General features: G+C 30.9%; 23 protein-coding genes and 1 pseudogene. 21 read left to right on the top strand and 3 right to left on the bottom strand.

Annotated elements, in window-relative coordinates:
* Positions 1-137 precede the first annotated feature (137 nt).
* On the top strand, positions 138-1,169 hold the full coding sequence (locus tag B5E87_RS09960; protein WP_087244782.1) for a MerR family transcriptional regulator: 1,032 nt from the start codon (positions 138-140) through the stop codon (positions 1,167-1,169).
* A 78-nt stretch (positions 1,170-1,247) separates the two neighbouring features.
* Positions 1,248-1,874 (top strand): annotated as a pseudogene (locus B5E87_RS09955) (GTP pyrophosphokinase).
* A gap of 8 nt (positions 1,875-1,882) precedes the next feature.
* Here B5E87_RS09955 and B5E87_RS09950 read toward each other — a convergent pair.
* Positions 1,883-3,553 carry a glutamine--tRNA ligase/YqeY domain fusion protein gene (locus tag B5E87_RS09950; protein WP_087244781.1) on the bottom strand — a complete coding sequence of 557 codons (1,671 nt, stop codon included), beginning with the start codon at positions 3,551-3,553 and terminating at the stop codon, positions 1,883-1,885.
* A gap of 132 nt (positions 3,554-3,685) precedes the next feature.
* On the opposite strand from B5E87_RS09950, the gene ispF reads away from it, so the two are divergent.
* The 6 genes from ispF to B5E87_RS15705 all read left to right on the top strand — a co-directional run bounded on the left by ispF (position 3,686) and on the right by B5E87_RS15705 (position 8,098).
* Positions 3,686-4,165, top strand: coding sequence for a 2-C-methyl-D-erythritol 2,4-cyclodiphosphate synthase (gene ispF / locus B5E87_RS09945; RefSeq protein ID WP_087244780.1), 480 nt, complete (start codon positions 3,686-3,688; stop codon positions 4,163-4,165).
* A 5-nt stretch (positions 4,166-4,170) separates the two neighbouring features.
* A complete protein-coding gene (gltX, locus tag B5E87_RS09940; RefSeq protein ID WP_087244779.1) occupies positions 4,171-5,601 on the top strand; it encodes a glutamate--tRNA ligase in 1,431 nt (476 codons plus the stop codon).
* 83 nt (positions 5,602-5,684) lie between these two features.
* Positions 5,685-6,482 (top strand): DUF5011 domain-containing protein, encoded by a 798-nt coding sequence (locus B5E87_RS09935; protein WP_087244778.1) that lies wholly within the window; start codon positions 5,685-5,687, stop codon positions 6,480-6,482.
* Positions 6,472-7,041, top strand: a complete 570-nt coding sequence (locus B5E87_RS09930) for a rhomboid family intramembrane serine protease (RefSeq protein ID WP_087244777.1) — start codon at positions 6,472-6,474, stop codon at positions 7,039-7,041. The genes B5E87_RS09935 and B5E87_RS09930 overlap by 11 nt, the downstream gene beginning before the upstream one ends.
* Entirely contained in the window at positions 7,038-7,481 is a 444-nt protein-coding gene (locus tag B5E87_RS09925) for a DUF188 domain-containing protein (RefSeq protein WP_087244776.1), read from the top strand. The genes B5E87_RS09930 and B5E87_RS09925 overlap by 4 nt, the downstream gene beginning before the upstream one ends.
* 197 nt (positions 7,482-7,678) lie before the next feature.
* Positions 7,679-8,098: a GntR family transcriptional regulator gene (locus B5E87_RS15705; RefSeq protein ID WP_158095597.1), complete on the top strand. Its 420-nt coding sequence runs from the start codon at positions 7,679-7,681 to the stop codon at positions 8,096-8,098.
* Here B5E87_RS15705 and B5E87_RS09915 read toward each other — a convergent pair.
* The gene (locus B5E87_RS09915; RefSeq protein ID WP_087244774.1) at positions 8,091-9,065 is read right to left on the bottom strand and encodes a hypothetical protein; all 975 of its coding nucleotides are present in this window, start codon (positions 9,063-9,065) and stop codon (positions 8,091-8,093) included. The genes B5E87_RS15705 and B5E87_RS09915 overlap by 8 nt on opposite strands.
* 125 nt (positions 9,066-9,190) lie before the next feature.
* On the opposite strand from B5E87_RS09915, the gene B5E87_RS09910 reads away from it, so the two are divergent.
* The 11 genes from B5E87_RS09910 to B5E87_RS09860 all read left to right on the top strand — a co-directional run bounded on the left by B5E87_RS09910 (position 9,191) and on the right by B5E87_RS09860 (position 20,433).
* Positions 9,191-10,009 carry a Cof-type HAD-IIB family hydrolase gene (locus B5E87_RS09910; protein ID WP_087244773.1) on the top strand — a complete coding sequence of 273 codons (819 nt, stop codon included), beginning with the start codon at positions 9,191-9,193 and terminating at the stop codon, positions 10,007-10,009.
* Entirely contained in the window at positions 10,009-10,182 is a 174-nt protein-coding gene (locus B5E87_RS09905; RefSeq protein WP_087244772.1) for a DUF4250 domain-containing protein, read from the top strand. The genes B5E87_RS09910 and B5E87_RS09905 overlap by 1 nt, the downstream gene beginning before the upstream one ends.
* A 330-nt stretch (positions 10,183-10,512) precedes the next feature.
* Entirely contained in the window at positions 10,513-11,025 is a 513-nt protein-coding gene (locus B5E87_RS09900; protein WP_087244771.1) for a metallophosphoesterase, read from the top strand.
* A gap of 116 nt (positions 11,026-11,141) precedes the next feature.
* Positions 11,142-12,344, top strand: coding sequence for a threonine ammonia-lyase (gene ilvA / locus B5E87_RS09895; protein WP_087244770.1), 1,203 nt, complete (start codon positions 11,142-11,144; stop codon positions 12,342-12,344).
* A gap of 230 nt (positions 12,345-12,574) precedes the next feature.
* Positions 12,575-15,793, top strand: coding sequence for a carbamoyl-phosphate synthase large subunit (gene carB / locus B5E87_RS09890; RefSeq protein WP_087244769.1), 3,219 nt, complete (start codon positions 12,575-12,577; stop codon positions 15,791-15,793).
* A 144-nt stretch (positions 15,794-15,937) separates the two neighbouring features.
* Positions 15,938-16,474 carry a DUF7010 family protein gene (locus B5E87_RS09885; protein ID WP_087244768.1) on the top strand — a complete coding sequence of 179 codons (537 nt, stop codon included), beginning with the start codon at positions 15,938-15,940 and terminating at the stop codon, positions 16,472-16,474.
* 128 nt (positions 16,475-16,602) lie between these two features.
* A complete protein-coding gene (locus B5E87_RS09880; protein WP_087244767.1) occupies positions 16,603-17,109 on the top strand; it encodes a GNAT family N-acetyltransferase in 507 nt (168 codons plus the stop codon).
* A 126-nt stretch (positions 17,110-17,235) separates the two neighbouring features.
* Complete coding sequence (locus B5E87_RS09875; protein WP_087244766.1) at positions 17,236-18,072, top strand: DUF2262 domain-containing protein; 837 nt, start codon at positions 17,236-17,238, stop codon at positions 18,070-18,072.
* Positions 18,073-18,113: 41 nt separating this feature from the next.
* On the top strand, positions 18,114-18,929 hold the full coding sequence (locus B5E87_RS09870) for an AAA family ATPase (protein ID WP_087244765.1): 816 nt from the start codon (positions 18,114-18,116) through the stop codon (positions 18,927-18,929).
* A gap of 178 nt (positions 18,930-19,107) precedes the next feature.
* Complete coding sequence (locus B5E87_RS09865) at positions 19,108-19,764, top strand: ATP-binding protein (protein WP_087244764.1); 657 nt, start codon at positions 19,108-19,110, stop codon at positions 19,762-19,764.
* A gap of 300 nt (positions 19,765-20,064) precedes the next feature.
* Positions 20,065-20,433, top strand: coding sequence for a hypothetical protein (locus B5E87_RS09860; RefSeq protein WP_087244763.1), 369 nt, complete (start codon positions 20,065-20,067; stop codon positions 20,431-20,433).
* 26 nt (positions 20,434-20,459) lie between these two features.
* Here the strand turns inward: B5E87_RS09860 and B5E87_RS09855 are convergent, their stop codons facing one another.
* Positions 20,460-20,810: a hypothetical protein gene (locus B5E87_RS09855; protein ID WP_087244762.1), complete on the bottom strand. Its 351-nt coding sequence runs from the start codon at positions 20,808-20,810 to the stop codon at positions 20,460-20,462.
* A 110-nt stretch (positions 20,811-20,920) separates the two neighbouring features.
* Here B5E87_RS09855 and B5E87_RS09850 point away from each other — a divergent pair, with 110 nt between their 5' ends.
* Positions 20,921-21,256 carry a hypothetical protein gene (locus B5E87_RS09850; protein ID WP_087244761.1) on the top strand — a complete coding sequence of 112 codons (336 nt, stop codon included), beginning with the start codon at positions 20,921-20,923 and terminating at the stop codon, positions 21,254-21,256.
* A gap of 1 nt (position 21,257) precedes the next feature.
* Positions 21,258-21,647, top strand: coding sequence for a hypothetical protein (locus B5E87_RS09845; protein WP_087244760.1), 390 nt, complete (start codon positions 21,258-21,260; stop codon positions 21,645-21,647).
* Positions 21,648-21,652: the final 5 nt, after the last annotated feature.

The raw sequence follows: 21,652 nt of genomic DNA, 5'->3' as shown, positions 1-21,652 counted from the left end.
TACCGACATGCTTTGGTCCCCGTTGGGTTATCCCCGCGAGGTAAGTCGGTTGCTTTACATCGCATTGCAGGAGCGATGATTTCAAAAGAAATATATATTAAGCGCAAGAACGTGCGCACGGAAAGAAGGGAAATAATATGAAAACAAGTGATTTAGAAAGAGAATTGGGACTAAGTAAACATACAATTCGTTATTATGAAAAAGAAGGTTTTATTACTCCTCAAAGAGATGATAATGGTTATCGTAACTATAGTGATGAAGATTTACAGGTCTTAAAATTAGTTAAATTTTTAAGAGGATTAAATATTTCTATTGATGATGTTAAAGCTATTGTTAATGGACATTTAGATTTTCATGAATGTTTAAGAGTCAATCAGGTTCATTTGGATAATCAAATAGAAAATATGAAAGAAATTAAAAAAACGATTGATAACTATCATGATAAAGATTTACCATTAATTCCAGCTTTACAGGATATTGAAGAAACCTCACATCATTGGAAGTTAGGTATTCAAAAAACAACCAATACTGTATCGTTAGGAAGAAAGCTAACAAAGGCATGGGCTAAAAGACAAATTATTTATGAAGTATTAGGTTCATTATTTTTGACAGGAACAGTCATGATCTGGTTAAGGCTTGTTATAGAACAGTCTTGGATATGGTGGACTCTTTTTGCTTTGATGTTTATCACTTTAACCATTGTGTCGATTGGTGTGGCTAATCGTGCAACAGGTCCATCCATGATGTTAGATAACTCTTTAGACCAGTCTGTAGAATTTTTAAGAGATGGTATTCGCTATTATAAATTTAAAGGAATGATGGATAATTTAAAATATTTCTTTGCAGTGTTAGTGGGTAAAGATGAAAAGATTATGCATTATTATCGTTATGAAGATATTGAAAAAGTCAATGTTTATGCAAATCGTAAATATATGAATGTCATGGGAGCAAGCCTTGTTGCCTATGAAGTCTATGTTCCTGATTTTGAGTTTTTCTTTAAAGATGGGACAAGATTCTACTTTTTCTGGCCGATGATTTTAGATGATGATGCCAGATATATTGCGACAATCCTAGAAGCAAAAGTGGCTCATATCAATGATAAAAATCATGTTCTATATGCTATGAAACATGGTATTAATTTAACAGATTATATGATAAAGCAGAGTTAATTCTCTGTTTTATTTTTTCACATATTTATATGATAATCCTTTTCATAATCTGACATACAATGATGATTGGGTGATGTTATGGACTTGAAAGATGAATTGAATGATCATAAGACTTTTTGGAAAATAATGCAGCCTTATCGACAGGCTATTAAAGTCATGAAAATGAAGTTAGAAAATATTGATGATGAATTGAAGTGTGAAAATGGATATAGTCCCATTCATAATATTCAATCACGTATTAAATCTCCTGAAAGTATCATAGACAAACTGCAACGAAAGCAATATCCTTTAGAAAGGCAATCTTTAGAAAAGTTAAATGATATTGCTGGTTTAAGAGTTATTTGTCATTATATCAATGATATTCAATATATTTCTCAATTATTAATCATGCATGATGATATTATATGAGTAAAGAAAATGAATTATATTGATTATCCTAAAGATACAGGTTATCGCTCTTTGCATCTTGTGTTAGAGGTGCCTGTTTATTTGAAATCTGGAAAAATGAAGCTTCCAGTTGAAATTCAAATGCGAACAATTGCAATGGATTTTTGGGCCAGTTTAGAACATGAAATTTTATATAAAAACAAAGATCAGGTATCACAGGATATTTGTGAAGAACTCCAACAATGTGCCAGTCGTATGGCATTAACAGATTTACAAATGCAAAAAATATATCAGAAAGTACATAAAAAAGATGGGTAGCCCCCATCTTATTTCTTTGGTAATTTAAATGAACTTTTTAAAGAGACAATTCTATTAAAGACAAGATGATCATCAGTAGAATCTTTTGTGTCAACACAGAAATATCCATTTCTTACAAACTGGAATGAATCTCCAGGTTTTGCCTCTTCAATAGCTGGTTCAATATAGCAGTTTTCAACAACTGTTAATGAATTTGGATTTAAATTGACACTTCCATCTTCATTGTAAACACCTTTTTCTTCATCCACAAGATTTTCATATAATCTGGCAGTGACTTTCTTTGCGAAAGGTACTGGTACCCAATGAATTGTTCCTTTGACTTTACGACCTGTAAAGCCAGTTCCATTTTTTGTGATTGGATCATAAGTACAATGTACAACAGTCACTTTTCCATTTTCATCTTTTTCATAACTTACACATTTAACAAAGTAAGCATTCATTAAACGGACTTCATTACCTGGGAATAAACGGAAATATTTTTTAGGTGGTTCTTCCATAAAGTCATCTCTATCTATCCATAACTCCTTGCAGAATGGAATTTGTTTTACACCTAATTCAGGATTTTCCATATTCACTTGCGCATCTAAGTATTCAACCTGATCTTCTGGGTAGTTGTCAATCACAAGCTTAATAGGATCTAAAACAGCCATAACACGAGGTGCTTTTGGTTTTAAATCATCACGAATACAATATTCAAGCATTGCATAATCAACTGATGAATTACTTTTTGCGACACCAACTAAATCCATGAAATTCTTTAATGATTCAGGTGTAAATCCTCTTCTTCTTAAAGCAGCAATGGTAACTAATCGTGGATCATCCCATCCATCAACAATACCCTGATCAACTAAACGCTTAATATAACGTTTTCCAGTAATGACATTTGTTAAATAAAGTTTTGCAAATTCAATCTGTTTTGGTGGTTCAGGATATTCAAGTTCTTGGACAACCCAATCATATAAAGGACGGTGATCTTCAAATTCAAGTGTACAGATAGAATGAGTGATATGTTCAATCGCATCTTCAATAGGATGAGCAAAATCATACATTGGATAAATACACCATTGATCACCAGTGTTATGATGTGTCATTCTGGCAATTCTATAAATAATCGGATCACGCATATTGATATTTGGTGAAGCCATATCAATTTTAGCACGTAAGACTTTGCTTCCATCTTCAAATTCACCATTTTTCATTCTTTCAAACAAATCAAGGTTTTCTTCAATACTACGATCACGATAAGGTGAATTTTTTCCTGGTTCTGTTAATGTTCCACGGTATTCTTTGATTTGTTCAGCTGTTAAATCACAAACATAGGCTTTTCCTTTTTTGATTAACTTCACTGCAGCTTCATACATATCTTCAAAATAATCAGAAGCAAACTTGATTTCACCATCATAATGAGCACCTAACCATTCCACATCTTTAACAATAGAGTCAACGAATTCAGTCTTTTCTTTTGTTGGATTTGTATCATCGAAACGAAGATTAAAAGTTCCGTTATATTTTTTAGCGAGTCCATAATTTAATAAGATAGACTTCGCATGTCCAATATGTAAATATCCATTAGGTTCAGGTGGAAAACGTGTAGCAACTTTTGTGTATGTTCCTTCCTCTAAATCTTTATCTATAATTCTTTCAATAAAATTTTTACTTATAACTTCTTTATTATCCATGTGTCCAACCTTCCTTGTTTCAATATATGCTTTAGTTTACCATATTTTTTGAAAATATAAAACAGTTTCATAAGATATAGTTTTGTATATTCATCTTATTTGTGCTAGAATAGGGCAGAAAGGGTGATGTGTATGATGAGAATTGGACAATCTATTGATATTCATCAGTTAGTAGAAGGTAGACCACTTATCTTAGGTGGTGTGGAAATTCCTTACGAAAAAGGTTTAAAAGGACATAGCGATGCGGATGTTTTGCTTCATGCGATTATTGAAAGTATTATTGGTGCCATGGGACTTGGTGATATTGGAAAGCATTTTCCAGATACAGACCCTAAATACAAAGGGATTTCATCCATGTTATTATTAGAATATACGTATCAGATGATGAAAAAAGAAGGTTACCAGATTGGAAATATTGATAGCTTAATTTTGTGTGAAGAACCTAAGATGGCTCCACATATTGCCAAGATGAAAGACAATGTTGCTCGTGTTCTTCATTGTGACATCACACAAGTTAATATTAAAGCCACAAGAGGCGAAAAGATGGGCTTTGTTGGAAGAAAAGAAGGTATTGTTGCCCAGAGTGTTGTATTATTAAATAAGGAAGGATAGAGAAAATGAGTAAAGTACGTACAAGATTTGCCCCAAGTCCAACAGGTTATATGCATATTGGGAATTTAAGAACAGCTTTGTATGAATATTTGATTGCAAAACATGATGGTGGGGATTTCATTTTAAGAATTGAAGATACTGACCAGCAAAGAGAAGTTGCTGGGGCAGTTGATATGATTTATGATGTTCTTGATAAGACAGGTTTACATTATGATGAAGGACCAGATAAACCAGGAGATGTAGGACCTTATATTCAATCACAAAGATTAGCTATTTATAAAGAATATGCTGATAAATTAGTAGAATTAGGTGGCGCACATTATTGTTTCTGTGATGAAGAAACAATTGAAGAAGCGAAAAAGGAAAATGCTGATCATGAAGAATTAGGATATATTGATCCATGTAAATCATTATCTTTAGAAGAAGCAAAACAAAGAATTGCTAATGGTGAAAAATATGTTGTCAGACAAACAATTCCAAGTACAGGAGTCACTTCTTTTGATGATGAAGTTTATGGACATATTGAAGTTGAAAATGCAGGATTATCTGAAGGTGTATTGTTAAAGAGTGATGGATATCCAACATATAATTTTGCTAATATTGTTGATGATCATTTAATGAATATTACACATGTTGTTAGAGGAAATGAATATTTATCTTCTACACCTAAATATAATTTGATATATCAGGCATTTGGATGGGAACCACCAGTTTATATTCACTGTCCACCTGTGATGAAAGATGAAACACATAAATTAAGTAAGCGTAATGGGGATGCTTCTTATCAGGATTTAATTTCAAAAGGATATTTAAGTGAAGCTATTTTGAATTATATTGCATTGTTAGGATGGTCACCAAAAGAAGAAAAAGAATTATTTACATTGGATGAATTGATTGAATCATTTAGTGTTGATCGTATCTCTAAATCAGGGGCTATTTTTGATAACGATAAATTAAAATGGATGAATAGCCAATATTTAAAAGAAAAAACTTTAGATGAATTGGTTGATTTGTGTTTACCATTCTTACAAAAGGCTTATGATTTATCTGATAAGAGTGATGAATGGATCAAACAATTAATTGATGTTCATCGTGATCATATCAGTTATGGTGAAGAAATTGTTGAACAGGTTGCATTATTCTTTGAAGATGACATGCAAATCAGTGAAGAAGCTCAAGAGTTTATGCAGGATGAATCTATTCCAAATACATTAGCAGTGTTTAAATCACATTTAGAACAATTGTCAGATGAAGAATTTGATGCAGATCATATCTTTGCATGTATTAAAGCAACACAAAAAGAAGCGAAAGCAAAAGGAAAGATGTTATATATGCCAATTCGTATTGCAACGACTGGTATTATGCATGGACCAGATTTAACAAAATCAATTGCTTTGCTTGGAAAAACAAAAGTTTTATCAAGATTAGAAGGGTAACCCCTTCTTTTTTCAAAAGAAAAAGCATTAGACACAAAAATTTCATATTTTAGTGATATAATATTTAATAGGGGGTGTATACTATGCAGAATAAAATTATTGTTTCAATTTTAACCTTTTTTATTCTTGTTGATACAATATTAATTTATTTAGCATTAACAATTTCCCCAATTAAATTAAAAAGAAATGTTTTTACATTTCAATATGGACAAGTTATTCCTACAGATGTTAGTGAATATGTCAATGCGAATCATTCAGTCTTAGAAAATGTGAAATTAGATTTATCACATGTTTCAAAAGAAGTTGGAACATATCAGGCATCTATTACTTATTTTAATGAAACACAATATTTTGAGATTGTGGTAGAAGATACAATTAAACCTAAGTTTCAATTAAAGAAAGTAGAATGGCATGTTCAGTTAGGTGAAACACTTCAAGCTGAAGACTTGATTGAAAATGTTGAAGACCATTCACTTACAAAGGTTTATTTCTATGATGAAAAAAGTGGTAAAAAGAGTGAAACAAAATCTTTTGAAATTGAAGGAACACAGATTGAACGTATCATTGTAGAAGATCAGCATGGCAACCAGTCAAGTTCTTTAAGAGTCAAGGTTGTTGTAGAAAAAAATGCTATTGCACCAACAATTAAAGGTATTGAAAACCTTGAAATTCATGTTGGAGAGAGTGTGGATTTATATGATGGTGTTTATGCGACAGATGATATTGAAGGAGATATTACATCACGTCTGATTGTCGATGGACATGTTGATAATCAAGTACCAGGAATCTATGAGATTATGTATACGGTTAGTGATAAAGATGGAAATACGACACAAGTCGTAAGAACAATTACAGTTATAGAGGTAGAAGATGATAACTAATATTTATGTATTAATTTGTGCAGTTATATTTATATATATTCAGTTTATACAACATGATGATAAATGGAGTTGTGCATTAAAATTAGGAGGATTTTATCCTCCTTATATTCAAGAACGTCATCAATATTGGCGTTTTATAACATGTCACTTTATACATGTAGAATTCTTCCACTTTTTAATGAATGCATATGCATTATATCAGGTAGGACATTTTCTAGAGGCTTGTCTAGGAACAGTTCCTTACTTGTATCTGGTTATTATATCCATGATATTAAGTTCATTATTAAGTTATAGTGCATCACAAATTTCATCACGTTATTATCAGACTTTAACGATTGGAGCCAGTGGTGTTGTTTTTGGATTTTTTGGAGCTATCATTGCTTTAGGATATATTTTAGGTGGTCCATTTATGAGTGTATTAAATGATTTTGCATTTGTGATTATTATCAATCTGATTTATACATTCATGGATAGACGTATTTCTAAAACGGGTCATATTGGTGGTCTCATTGGTGGTATTGTCGCTATGGTTTTGATTTTGGCACTACATATTGTATGAGAGTGATTGTTGATGGCGATGCTGCCATGTATAAAAATGACATTTATCAATTAACATTAAATTATCAAATAGAGATGTTTGTGTATTTAGATTATGCCCATTTATTAAAGGATGCCCCTTATCCTGTTATAGAATGTGAAATTGGTAAAGATAGTGTTGATATGCGTATTTTATCTGATTTGAAAAAAGGGGATTTACTCATTACTCAAGACTATGGGTTGGCAGCCCTGGCATTAGGAAAAGGCGCTTATGTTTTACATGTTTCTGGTTTGAAAATCACATCACAGAATATTGATGAGCTTTTATTAAGACGTTATATTGGGGCTCATCAAAGAAAAAGTCATAAGCATATCAAAGGTCCATCTAAACCAACAAAAGAGAATAAGGATTATTTTTTAAAACAGTTAGAAACTATTTTGAGTATTTCGTTAAAAAGGTGATAATGTTTCATTCATTTGATGATAAAACATAGTCACTATAGATTGATTATCAATGACGTAGTTGATTAAGTATTTTGATTTAAGTGATGATTCGCTTTGATATAATGAACTCACTATATAGTATTTAATTGTAGAGAGGTATCGAAGATGTGTAAGTAATAAATCATTTCTTTGTATTGAAATAAAAAATATTTTTATTGAATGATTCATTTTTTGAATACGACTTAAAAGCGTCCATTTGGACGCTTTTTGGTCTTCTTATAGGAATTTGTTTTCGTCTGCGTTTATTGCATAAAGAACTCTATTTAATAGAATATTTAAAAGTTCCAGTTCAAGTTATACCTCATTTAACAGAAGAGATTTTATTATCTTCGTTTTATAATGATATAAAGGAAAATTTTAAACTCAAGATTGTTGGTGCTAATCGTAAGATTAGGGCTGATTTACCAAACAACTTGGAAGTCGAATACTTAAAATGTACACCAACAACACCTATGCTTGAAGTACAACAAGTAACGTATTTAAATAATGGACTCCTTTTGAATATGTTCGTTCACGTCATACGTATGGTAAAAGGTCTGTCCTTGTTCATAGTCTTTATAATGTTGATTAAATGAATTGTGTTTTGTTTTCTGCCCATTCAAAAATTGTTTTGATTTGAGGTGGAAGATCATTATGAGATGATAGTATTTGCTTTTTGAGTTGAAGGACTTCTTCAGGTTGATTATGAATATAAGCGACATAAAGAGAAACAATCAAAGTTAATGTTTTGATATTTTCTCTTTGGTGTAAACGAGGATGACTTTGATAAAGAGTTTGAAACTTTGTATAAGCATCCTCAAACTTTTCAAGATCCTGTAGCATTGCTAAATGAGCAATACAATGTTCATAGTAATAAAGTTTTGTGAGGGCAGGAAGTCTTTTGGCATTTTGTTTCCATATAAGTAAAAAATCGTAAGCTTCCTGAGGATAACCCAATCTTCCCAATGCTGATGAAACATTCATAAGTGTATTGTAACTCAAGATGGCTTTTTGAAAGACAGGGATACAACAAAGATGATAAGTCATTTGAATATAGAGTTTATAATCATGATATAAATAAGACTGATAATATGTTTTTTCAATATGCGTATAGATGTATGCATATACAAATACAATTATCAACAAACAGACTATAAACAACAAGAAAATCATACTTATAGGCTGATCAAAGAGAATACGCATAATAATATAATAAGAAAAAACAATAGCCATGATATTTAAACAGAAATAATAGACTAATAAGGCGAAGATACGTTTTTGAGCGTATGTTGTAGCGTAAGATAAAGATTGCAAATGTTGAATATCTGAATGTTTGGCAAGAAAGTTTTTTAACCAGTCATGAATGGCTGGTGTTTTTTTGTTTTGAGAAAAATACATGATCCATTGTATCAATATGATACTTATAAAAACGATTGTATAGATTATACGAAAGATAGGTGTATAAGTATAAACATTAATACGCAAGAAGAAAAAGAGAAATATAAAGAATGATAGTGTTGTGAGAATAATCATCTGATTTCTTAATTTGTTTTTGAGATTCATTTTTATCCCCTCCTGATAGTCATTATACTATAAATATGCTTATAAAATATGTGATTATCTTGGAAAATAGAATATAGACAAATGGTACAAAATTTTATAAGATAGTAAAAAAACAGGAGGTTATGATGAAATATAAATTAATCGCATTAGATTTAGATGGGACTTTAAAGAATTCTGATAATCAAATCACTGCTAAAACAAAAGAAGCTTTAATCGAAGTTCAAAAACAGGGAGTTAAGATTGTTTTGGCTTCAGGTAGACCAACAGCAGGACTTAGACATGAAGCTAAAGAATTATTGTTGGATAAATTTGGTGGATATTTACTTTCTTTTAATGGTGCCAGAGTGGGAACTGTACCGAATCAGGAAACAGTATATGAACAAACATTATCTATTGAAGAAGCTAAAAAGGTGTATACACGAGCTAAACAATACAACTTAGCTTGTATGACATATAAAAATGATAGTATCTATACAGAAGATATTGACGATGAGTATGTTTGCATTGAAGCAAAAATTAATGATATAAGAAAATATCAGGTTTCATCTTTTATTGATATATTAGAAAATCCTATACATAAAGTTTTATTAACGGGAACACCAGAATATATTGCTTCTATTGAAGAAGAATTTAAAAAGCCTTTTGGAAATGAATTAAGTATTTATCGTAGTGCACCATTCTTTTTAGAAGTAATGGCCAAAAATATAGATAAAGCAGCGTCTCTTGATCGTTTAGCTAAGAGTTTAGGCATTAAACAAGAAGAAGTCATAGCTTTTGGAGATGGCTATAACGATTTAAGTATGATTGAATATGCAGGGCTTGGCGTTGCGATGGAAAATGCAGTTGAAGAAGTGAAACAACGTGCAAAAGTCGTAACGAAATCAAATAATGAAGATGGTATTGCATATGTTTTATCACAAATCTATGAAGGAGTTGAATACTAATGTTACCTAAAGATCCAGCCATGCTTTTAAGTTTTATCAATATGAAACTGAGAGATCAATATGATTCATTAGAATCGTTATGTGATGATTTGGATGTTTCACAGGATGAAGTTATCCAAACATTACAAAAGATTGATTACATCTACGATGAACAATTAAATCAATTTAAATAAAAAAGCCTCTACAAATATGAGAAGAATTTTGTTATTTGAGTGTTCTAATAACGAGATTCATTTCATATTATAGAGGTTTATTTTTTTTAGAATACTCTTTTTATAACAAACGTCATTTGAAATACATTTGTGATGATAAGGTTTACTGATAATTGTGTTTTTTTTATGGGAATTAAACTAACTTTAGATTGGAAATAAGTATAGTATCTTATTCATATGACTTTTTATATCAGAAAAAATCTTTATAAAATATTAACATGTCATGAAAGGTGTGTTATCGTAAAGGTATGGTTTATCAACTATATCTTTTATTGTCATGGAGGTGATCAAATGATTTATTTTGCAAGTGATTTACATTTAGGACATCAAAATGCTCTGCGTTTATGCAATAGACCATTTCAGGATGTTGATGAGATGAATAGAACATTGATACAAAACTGGAATCAGTTTGTAAAAAAGAATGATTTTATTTATATCTTAGGAGATTTAACAATGAAATTGTCTTTAGATGAAGCCAACCAAATGATTTCTCAGTTAAATGGAAGAAAAATACTGGTGAGAGGGAATCATGATAAAAAGTATGATGCATGTTTGTTTGAAGAAATCTGTGATTATAAGGAATTAAAGTATCAAAAGAAGTTTTTTGTTTTATCACATTATCCTTTTTTAGAGTGGAATCATTCTTTTAGAGGTTCTATTCATTTACATGGACATCAACATAATGATAGGAGCTATAATTTAAAAATGAGAGAAGAAGGTATTTATAGATATGATGTTGGTGTGGATGCGCATGAATATAGACCTGTAAGTATTGATGAAATTTTTAATTTCTTTCATATATAAATTTGTATTTAACTAAATCATAAGTATAGTATTTATGAATATGAAAAAAATCAATTCAAATCTATAATGAGTTATGTTATAATGTTGAAAATATATGAAAGAGAGGGAGATTCAATATGTTAGATTTAAAGCATTTTCAAGAAGCCAAAAAGAGAGTTGATGAAGTCATTATTCCTACTCCCTTAATATATAGTGAAGCCTTTTCAAAGGAATGTAAAAATCAGGTTTATATCAAACCTGAGAACTTACAGAGAACTGGTGCTTTTAAAATAAGAGGGGCTTATAATAAGATTGTCAAAATGGATGATGAAGCGAAAGCTAAAGGTTTAATTGCTTCCTCAGCTGGTAATCATGCGCAAGGGGTGGCATACGCAGCTTCTAAGTTAGGTGTCAAGGCCACAATTGTAATGCCTCAACATACACCATTAATTAAAGTAGAAGCAACAGAAGCACATGGGGCTGAGGTTGTTTTGGCTGGTGAAGTTTATGATGAAGCCTATCAGAAAGCTTGTGATTTACAAAAGGAACATGGATATACTTTTGTACATCCATTTAATGATGAAGATGTCATTGAAGGGCAAGGAACAATTGCATTAGAAATTCTTGATGAATTGCCTGAAGCAGATATTATCTTAGTGCCAATTGGTGGTGGTGGATTGATTTCAGGGATCGCCTGTGCTGCCAAACAAATCAAGCCAACAATCAAGATTATTGGAGTAGAACCAGAAGGTGCTGCCAGTGCTTTAGCGGCTATTAACGAAGATCAGGTTGTGGCTTTAAAAGAAGCCAATACAATTGCGGATGGGACAGCCGTTAAAGAAATTGGTGATATGACTTTTGATTATATTAAAGAATATGTGGATGGTATTATTACGGTTTCTGATTATGAATTGATGGATGCGTTCTTGTTGCTTGTGGAAAAACATAAACTGGTCGCTGAAAATTCAGGTATTTTATCTCTTGCAGCATTAAAGAAATTAAATGAAAAGAATAAAAAAGTGGTATCTTTGATTAGTGGTGGAAATATTGATGTTTTAACAATTTCTTCAATGATTAATAAGGGATTGATTGCTAGAGGTCGTGTCTTTACATTTACTGTACAGTTATTAGATAAACCTGGTGAACTTGAATATGTATCTCATGTTTTAGCTCAATGTAATGCGAATGTTATTGGTGTGGAACATAACCAGTTTAAGAACTTTGCACGTTTCTCTGAAGTGGAATTACGTGTCACTTGTGAAACCAATGGGGAAAAGCATATACAAAGAATTATAGATACATTTGCCAAAGAGGGATATGAAATCACAAGAATTAATTAATAATTTATTATCTTTTTGATTATTATTTATCATTTTCTTGAATGTATAAATACAAAAATATATACTTATTAAGGATAAGGAAAGGAATGAGAAAAATGATGGATTTTGGTTTAAAAACAACGAATCAAATAGCTGTTTCTCCAGAGTCTTCTTTTTCTTATTTTTTATATTTGTTATAGGACATATCATTTGATTTGATATGTCTTTTTTATGGGTAAGGAGGAAAAGATATGCCAAAAAGAGAAGATGTAAACACAGTATTAGTTATTGGTTCAGGACCTATTATTATTGGTCAGGCTTGTGAATTTGACTATTCAGGAACACAGGCATGTAAAGCATTGAGAAGTTTAGGATACAAGATTGTCTTAGTCAATTCTAATCCAGCGACAATCATGACAGATCCAGAAACTGCTGATGTGACTTATATTGAACCATTGAATTTAAAAAGATTAACACAAATCATTGAAAAAGAAAGACCAGATGCCTTATTGCCTAACTTAGGTGGACAATCAGCATTAAACTTATGTGCTGAATTACATAATGCCGGAGTCTTAGATAAATACAATGTCAAAGTTCTAGGTGTGCAGGTTGATGCGATTGAACGTGGTGAAGACCGTTTAGAATTCAAAAAAGCCATGAATGAACTTGGTATTGATATGGCAAGAAGTGAAATTGCGAATACAGTTGATGAAGCTTTAGCGATTGCTGATAAATTAGGATATCCTGTTGTTGTGAGACCTGCTTATACAATGGGTGGTGCCGGAGGAGGACTTGTTTATAATGTTGAAGAATTAAAAACAGTTGTTTCTCGTGGTTTACAGGCAAGTCTTGTTCATGAATGTTTGATTGAAGAATCTATCCTTGGATGGGAAGAATTAGAAGTAGAAGTTGTCAGAGATGCTAAAAACAATATGATTACTGTATGTTTTATTGAAAACATTGATCCATTAGGTGTGCATACTGGAGATTCTTTCTGTAGTGCGCCAATGTTGACAATTTCTCAAGATGTTCAAGATCGTTTAAAAGATCAGGCTTTTAGAATTGTAGAATCAATTGGTGTTATTGGTGGAACAAACGTTCAGTTTGCACATGATCCAAAAACAGATAGAATTGTTGTTATTGAAATCAACCCAAGAACCTCACGTTCTAGTGCTTTGGCTTCAAAAGCAACAGGTTTCCCTATTGCCCTTGTTTCAGCTATGTTAGCTGCTGGTTTAACTTTAGATGAAATTCCATGTGGAAAATATGGAACTTTAGATAAATATGTACCAGATGGTGACTATGTTGTTATTAAATTTGCAAGATGGGCTTTTGAAAAATTCAAAGGTGCACAAGATAAACTAGGAACACAGATGAAAGCTGTTGGGGAAGTTATGAGTATTGGTAAGACTTATAAAGAAGCTTTCCAAAAAGCGATTCGTTCTCTTGAAATTGGTCAATATGGTTTAGGATATGCAAAGAATTTCAATGAATTAACAAAAGAACAATTATTAGAAAAATTAACAGTTCCTACAAGTCAAAGACAATTCATCATGTACGAAGCTTTAAGAAAAGGAGCAACTGTTGAAGAATTATATGAATTAACAAGTATTAAACATTATTTCATTGAACAAATGAAAGAATTAGTTGATGAAGAAGAAATGTTAAAATCATATGCAGGGAAAGAGTTGCCAGTAGATGTTTTAAGACAAGCTAAACAAGATGGTTTCTCAGATAAATATTTAAGTCAGATTTTAAATGTTTCTGAAGATAGTATCAGAAATGAAAGAATTGAAAATGGTATTACTCAAGCTTGGGAACCAGTTCATGTCAGTGCTACAAAAGATAGTGCATACTACTATTCTACATATAATGCCAAAGATCATAGTGATATTCATCATGATAAGAAAAAGATTATGATTTTAGGTGGAGGACCAAACAGAATTGGTCAAGGTATTGAATTTGACTATTGCTGTGTTCATGCTTCACTTGCTTTAAAGAAATTAGGATTTGAAACAATTATCGTCAACTGTAATCCAGAAACAGTTTCTACTGATTATGATACTTCTGATAAATTATATTTTGAACCATTAACATTAGAAGATGTTTTAAGTATTCATGATAAAGAAAAACCAGTTGGTGTGATTGCTCAATTTGGTGGACAGACACCATTAAACTTAGCTTCTCAGTTAAAAGCCAATGGTGTGCATATTTTAGGAACAACACCTGAAACAATTGATATGGCAGAAGATAGAGATTTATTCAATGAAATGATGGAAAAATTAAAAATTCCTATGCCAGAATCAGGAATGGCTGTCAATGTTGGAGAAGCTTTAGAAATCGCTAAAAGAATTGGTTATCCATTAATGGTAAGACCTTCTTATGTCTTAGGTGGACGTGGAATGGAAGTTGTTTATGATGATGATAGCTTAAAACAATATATGGCTGCGGCTGTTGGTGTGACACCAGATCGTCCAATCTTAATTGACAGATTCTTAAATAATGCAATGGAATGTGAAGCAGATGCTATTAGTGATGGAACAAATGTTTTCGTTCCAGCTGTTATGGAACATATTGAATTAGCTGGTATTCACTCTGGAGATTCAGCATGTATCTTACCTTCTAAACATATTCCAATGAGACATTTAGAAACAATCAAAGAATATACAAAGAAAATCGCGAAAGAAATGAATGTTCGTGGACTTATGAACATGCAATATGCGATTGCTGATGATAAAGTTTATGTTCTTGAAGCCAACCCAAGAGCTTCACGTACAGTACCTTTAGTATCTAAAGTATGTAATGTTAATATGGTGAAAATTGCAACTGATATTGTGACAATGGAATTAACTGGTAGAGAATCACCAGTACCAAAATTAACTGAAAAGAAAATTCCACATGTTGGTGTTAAACAAGCTGTATTCCCATTCAATATGTTCCCGGAAGTTGACCCAATCTTAGGACCAGAAATGAGATCAACAGGTGAAGTATTAGGATTAGGAAGTTCATTTGGAGCAGCTATCTATAAAGCTGAAGAAGCGACACAAACAATCTTACCAACTGAAGGAAAAGTATTAATCAGTGTTAATGATTTAGATAAACCACAAGTTGTCTCTCTTGCAAAAGGATATTACGATGCAGGATTTACAATTGTAGCAACAGGAAATACATACGCTTTAATTCAAGAAGCAGGTGTACCAGTTGAAAAAATTAAGAAATTAAATGAAGGACGTCCAAACATTACAGATGCCCTTACAAATGGTGAACTTGCTATGGTGATCAATACACCTCATGGTAAACAAAGTGCTCATGATGATAGCTATATCAGAAAAACAGCTATTAAGATGAGAATTCCATATATGACAAATATTGCTGCTGCAAAAGCTGCATTAGAAGGAATTATGGAAATGAAGATTCATGGTAGCCATGCAGTGAAATCTTTACAAGAATATCACCGTGAAATTCAATAAAATCAATGAGAGAATGGAGTTATCTATTCTCTTTTTTTGGTTAAAAATAGTTGAATAGAAGGATATCGTTGTTGTGGATAATAGTTATTGGTATAATAAACATACAGGAGTAGACAAATTAGAAGTTGTAGGAGAGGATAAAAAATGAATTTGGAGGAATTAAAAAAAGATTGCAGTAAAAAGCAAAAGAAAGGTATACATTTTATCATTGCATCAGTAGTAATATGGACCATGGTTTTAATAGTACAATTAACAAATTTGCCTGTATTAACAAAAAATCTATTAACATTTTGTTGTACTGCACCATTATTACCAATAGCTTTTTTAATATCTAAAATATTAAAAATACAATTTCAAGATAGAAGTAATCCATTAAATAATTTAGGAATACTATTTTCTGCAAATCAAATGATATATCTTTTAATAGCAATGTGGATTTATCCTACATTGCCAGATAAAATGCTAATGGTTATCGCTATGATTTTTGGGGGTCATCTATTACCTTATAGTTGGTTATATAATTCAAAATCATATATGGTGTTATCTATAATAATCCCTATATTATCATTAGTAGTAGGATTAACTTTTGAAAATTATGTTCTTGCAATGATGATGATAGGGATAGAGATAATATTTAGTGTTTTATTAGTATTTGAAAATAAAAAACTTATGAAAGATTAGAATTGCAAATACCAGTTTATCAGCGTGTTAAATAAAGCAAAGTTTACAGTCGTATATTATAGAAAAAGATAAATCCTAATTTAGAAGTGTAATCATAATGAACAATATCGATTTTTGGAGATGATAAGATGGAATTTAGACTAGCAAGAATAGAAGATCTGAAACAACTGAAAATAATTTATAAAGAGATCATAAAAAATATGAATAAAAATAACATTCAAATTTGGGATGATATTTATCCTTGCGAGTTCTTTGAAGATGACATAAATAACAAGCGTTTTTATGTTATTGCAGATGATGAAGAAATCATATCTGCTTTTGCTTTATGTGATAACAATGCAGGAGAAGCTTATGTTGAATGGAGTGAAAAATCTGCTAAAGCAATGTATATTGACCGATTGGGTGTTAATGTTGAGTATTCTAAAAAAGGAATTGGTCAGCAAATGCTCAATAAAGCAAAAGAAATTTCTAAATCACTTGGTGCTGAATATTTGCGATTATTTGTAGTAGATATAAATAAACCGGCTATTCGATTGTATCAAAAAAATGGTTTCACAAAAGTTGATGGAGTTTATGATGAGGTGTTTGACGATGGATATGTTTTACATGAAATAGGATATGAAATCAAGTTGTAAAACAAATCCTAATTGACCTAGCAAAAAGCGAGAGATACTTCTTGTCTGGAGGGTAAGAAGAGAAAAAAATTGTATGAATCAAGGAAATTTAAGTATATAAATGATTAAGAAAAGGTGGTGCTAATTATGTCAGTACAAACAGATTTTGAAAAAGAATTCGAAACAGAAGAATATGAAATGCTTATTTTAGTACAATCACCGTGTAAAGGGGCTGCAAATATAAAAGACATGTTGAAACCTTTTGTTGATTTTCTTGCGTCTATAGATTTGCGTACTGGTCAGTTCTTTCATGAGAAAGGTCGTGTTGAATGGCTTATAAAAAATGATAATAAACGCAATGGATGGGGATATAAATTTGAGCAATTTGGCATTTATCGTGTCACTGTCAGAAAATGTATACCGCAAAAATTGCTGCCATATCAATCACAATATATAAACAACAGATATATGCTTATAAATGTACTTGAAGAAAATGCTTCAAATGAAAAATTGGAAGCTTTAAAAGAATATTATTCTAAGCCAATTTCTATAGAAAATGAATTAGGTTCTTTTGCCATAGATAGAGAATTTTCATGGTTTGAGGGAATTGTCAATTGGAATGGAGTAGAAGTGAATGCATATCTGGAAACCGATGAGGAGGATGGGGATACTGCAAAACAGGCAATGAAGGTACTAAAAAAGGTATTAGATAATATTGTGGAGCATGATACGAAGTACCGTGAATTCGCTGCGCAAGAACTAACAGAACTTGCAAATGAGTGGATGGATGCGTCAGATGAAATTGATGCTGAAGAAATTACAAAAGAAATATTTATGAAGCGTATGGAAATGAGTGAAATAATAGTTAGTTCAGATGGAAGTTTATCTTTGTTTTACAATGATGACGATATGTTTTGGGGACATGCTATTGAAATAGAGGTTAAGCCAAATGGAGAAATTATAAGTGCTAATATAGCTGGATGAGAGTAAAAACTTGCAATTGAGCAAAGGAGGATTCTTTATTCATGATATATTTAAGAAGTTTTCAATTGAGTGATTTTCAAATATCTAATCCTCATATTTATCCGTATAGTGTTTTTAGGGATAAAGATATAGAGCCTTTTGTATTTACACCAGTAACAGTCTTTTATGGGAATAATGGTTCTGGGAAATCAACATTACTTAATATTATCGCCAACAAGCTAGAACTTAAAGGTAGGGAAAATGAAACTTGTCATTCATATGGTATGGCAAACTACTTTACTCAATTTTGTTTAGAATGCTCTTATCGTTTGGGTGAAGATGAACTTGGTCAAAAGATAAGACACTTACCAGAGAATAGCCATTATATCAAAAGTGAAGATATTCTCTATGAGATTAAGAAAATTCAACAGCAACAAGTGTTATCAGATGGTATGTTATATGATTATGTAAAAAAGGGAATGACGAAGGAAGAAGCAAGAAAATATTTAGAGTCAAAGGATGGCTCAAAACAGATGGAGTATATCATGTTTGCACAAGAAAAATATTCTAATGGTGAGACATCTATGCAATACTTTGATAACTTTTTACAACCGGATGCATTATATCTATTAGACGAACCTGAAGTATCTCTTTCTCCTGCAAATCAAGTTGCATTAGCCCAAGAAATTAATAACATGGCAAGGTGGCTAGATTGTCAATTTATTATTGCAACTCATTCACCTTTTATGTTAGGAACTTTAGATGCAAAAATATATAATATTGATTCCAAAGAATATGCTGTTACCAAATGGAGCGATTTAGAAAATGTTCGTTATTTTTACAATTTTTTTAAAAAGAATGAAAAAGAATTTGAGTAAATCTTGTAGATATCTGAAATTTTTGTTTTTCAGAGAAATTGTAGCTTATTGAACACAATTGTCATTTGATAATTAATTGATAGAAATGAAACGATAATGTTTTTCGTTATTACTTGCTGATCAAAATAATTATAAGGGTGTTGATATTATAAAATTTGGACAAGATATTGATGAAATTATGGATAGAATTATTTTAGAAAATAAATCTATTTTATTGTTATTGGAAGAAAGTGTTGAAATGTATAAAAAATATTATCAATATGAAAAAATTGATGGAACTTCTAGAAAGATTGTCACACGTATCCCAGAAAATGCGTTTCGTGAAGCTATAGCCAATGCTATGATTCATCGCTTTTGGGACATCAATGCATTTATAAGAGTAAGTATGTTTGATGATAGAATCGAAATAAGTTTTCCAGGAGGTCTTCCTTCAGGAATGAGTGAAGCAGAATATCTCGATGGACAGATTTCAATGATTAGAAATCCAATTATAGGAAATGTATTCTATAGACTAAGATATATAGAAATGTTTGGTACAGGAATCAAAAGAATCAACAAATCATATCACAATTCTCTAACAAAACCACAATTCAAAGTCTATGAAAACTCCATAACAATTATATTGCCAACTGTATTAAGTATAGCTAGTTTAACAAGTGAAGAACAATTGATTGTACAGCTTTTTCATGGAAATTTAAAATTATCAAGACCAGAAATAGAAAAACAAAGTCATTATAATAAGGCAAAGCTTATTAGAATACTGAATTCATTATCTGATAAAAATATTATTGATAAGTCGGGGAAAGGACGAGCTACTAAATATCAGTTACGATAGAGAAAAAAGTTTATTTACAAAATACAGATAATAGTAATGAGGATATTTTTCAAAAGTTAACTATCGTACAAGAAGAACGAATAAATATATTATAGGAACTTTAGCCTATGCAAATGGATGTTTGTATAGGCTTTTTACATATATGAATTATATATGTTTAGTAAATATTTAGTAGGCAATTGCGATAATGCTTTGTTTTAATAAAATCTTAACTTAAAATAAAGACTATGAATATATCATTAATATCTTGCTTTGTTATACTGAAATCAAGATAAGAAAATGGAGGGGGGAGAAAATCATATGTTGTATATGACAATGCCAGAATTTGCTTTCTTTATGGGACTTACATCTTATGTCATAAGAGATGTTTTTTCTAAGAGACATGTTTTTAATGGCTCAAAAAGATTACATATAATAGGAAGTATAGTTATAGGGTTATTGTTGTTTTTATTATATTTACATGATGAAATGAATTTAAATGATTTAAAGATTTTAATGATATATGTTCTATTTGTAGGTATGGATTTTTATAAAATGCAAAATCATCATTCTATTACGGAACATTTTTTATGGCTTTCATCAAGACAAGAAAATATGGTTTTAAAAGTTTGTGGAACTTCTATAGTCATTGCACTATTAGCTTTGTTGGTCATGATTAAGTTTATATAAAAAAGAAATAGCTTTATTTTGCTATTTCATTGAGAATATATCGTTTCTAATTGATTGTCCAAGTTTTTTTGTTTGATTTCTTTGATTTGATTTTGACTATTATCAATTGTTATTTCTAAAGGGTATTTCTTTCCTGAAAGCATAGAGCCATAACCCTGAATTTGATAAACACCATCTTCTATTTGATTTAGCTTATATTTTTTATAGTAATAATGACCTGAACCATAAGGAATATGAATAATAATCTGGGATTGTTGCTCATGGACTTGATCAATATATAAATAGATAGGAACAGTTGTGAAAGTGTCTATGATGATCCATGCTATGAGAAGGGATATAAGCCCTCCAATAATGAGACGTATTTTCTTTTTATTCATGATGTCCACTCCTCTTCTTCATTATATAACAGAAAACGGTGTTATCTAAACAAAAAAGTGAATACACAAAAATTTCATATTATTTTGATATATATAAGATGGTGATCAAAATGGAAGAAATCATTCGAGAAATTGTTTATATATGTGTTATGTTTATTGGGATTATATTATATGAAGTGATGAGTGATAAATGTCTGGTTTGTATTCTAGATAAGCCTTTGTTTCCAGAATTATTTAAGAAAGAATGGAAAAGAGAAGTTATACAGGATTGGCTTGCAGTCTTATTCTTATTTGTATTTCCAGGTCTTTTTTTATCTTTTGGAATAGCATATATCAAAATAGCAATACTAGGTATTATTGTAGTTTATGAAAGCAAAACTTTACGTAGACTGAAAATCAGTCAATATGTTGCTGATAAGCACTTTTTTAAGAGGGAAGAAGAGTAAAATGTTATATATGACTTCAGCAGACTATTTGTTCTTTGTAGTTGCTTCGACATTAATTATGAAAGATGTGCTCTGTCGAGATTATCAGGCATATGGCTATTGGAATACATATAGGTATTCTAAAGGAATTTATTTTACTGGTTTGGTTATTGTTGTTTTGCTTTGGGCATATGTTTGTGATTTGTTTTCAGGGTTTGATGTGAACTCTTTAAAATTGTATATCATATTTTTAATTTTCTTAGGCGTTGAAATTTATAAATCTATGACACAGCAGTTAATAAGTGAAAAATTTTTATGGCTATCTTCTAAGCAGGAAAATAAAGTATTAAGGATTTGTGGGACAGTTCTTGTTATTGGGATGTTGGCTTTGATTATTGCGATAAAAATATAAAAGGT

It is taken from the genome of Massilimicrobiota sp. An142 (assembly GCF_002160725.1).
GTDB lineage: Bacteria > Bacillota_I > Bacilli_A > Erysipelotrichales > Coprobacillaceae > Allocoprobacillus > Allocoprobacillus merdigallinarum.
The sequence above is the reverse complement of the archived record's forward strand: the minus strand, read 5'-3'. Positions and strand labels throughout refer to the sequence as shown.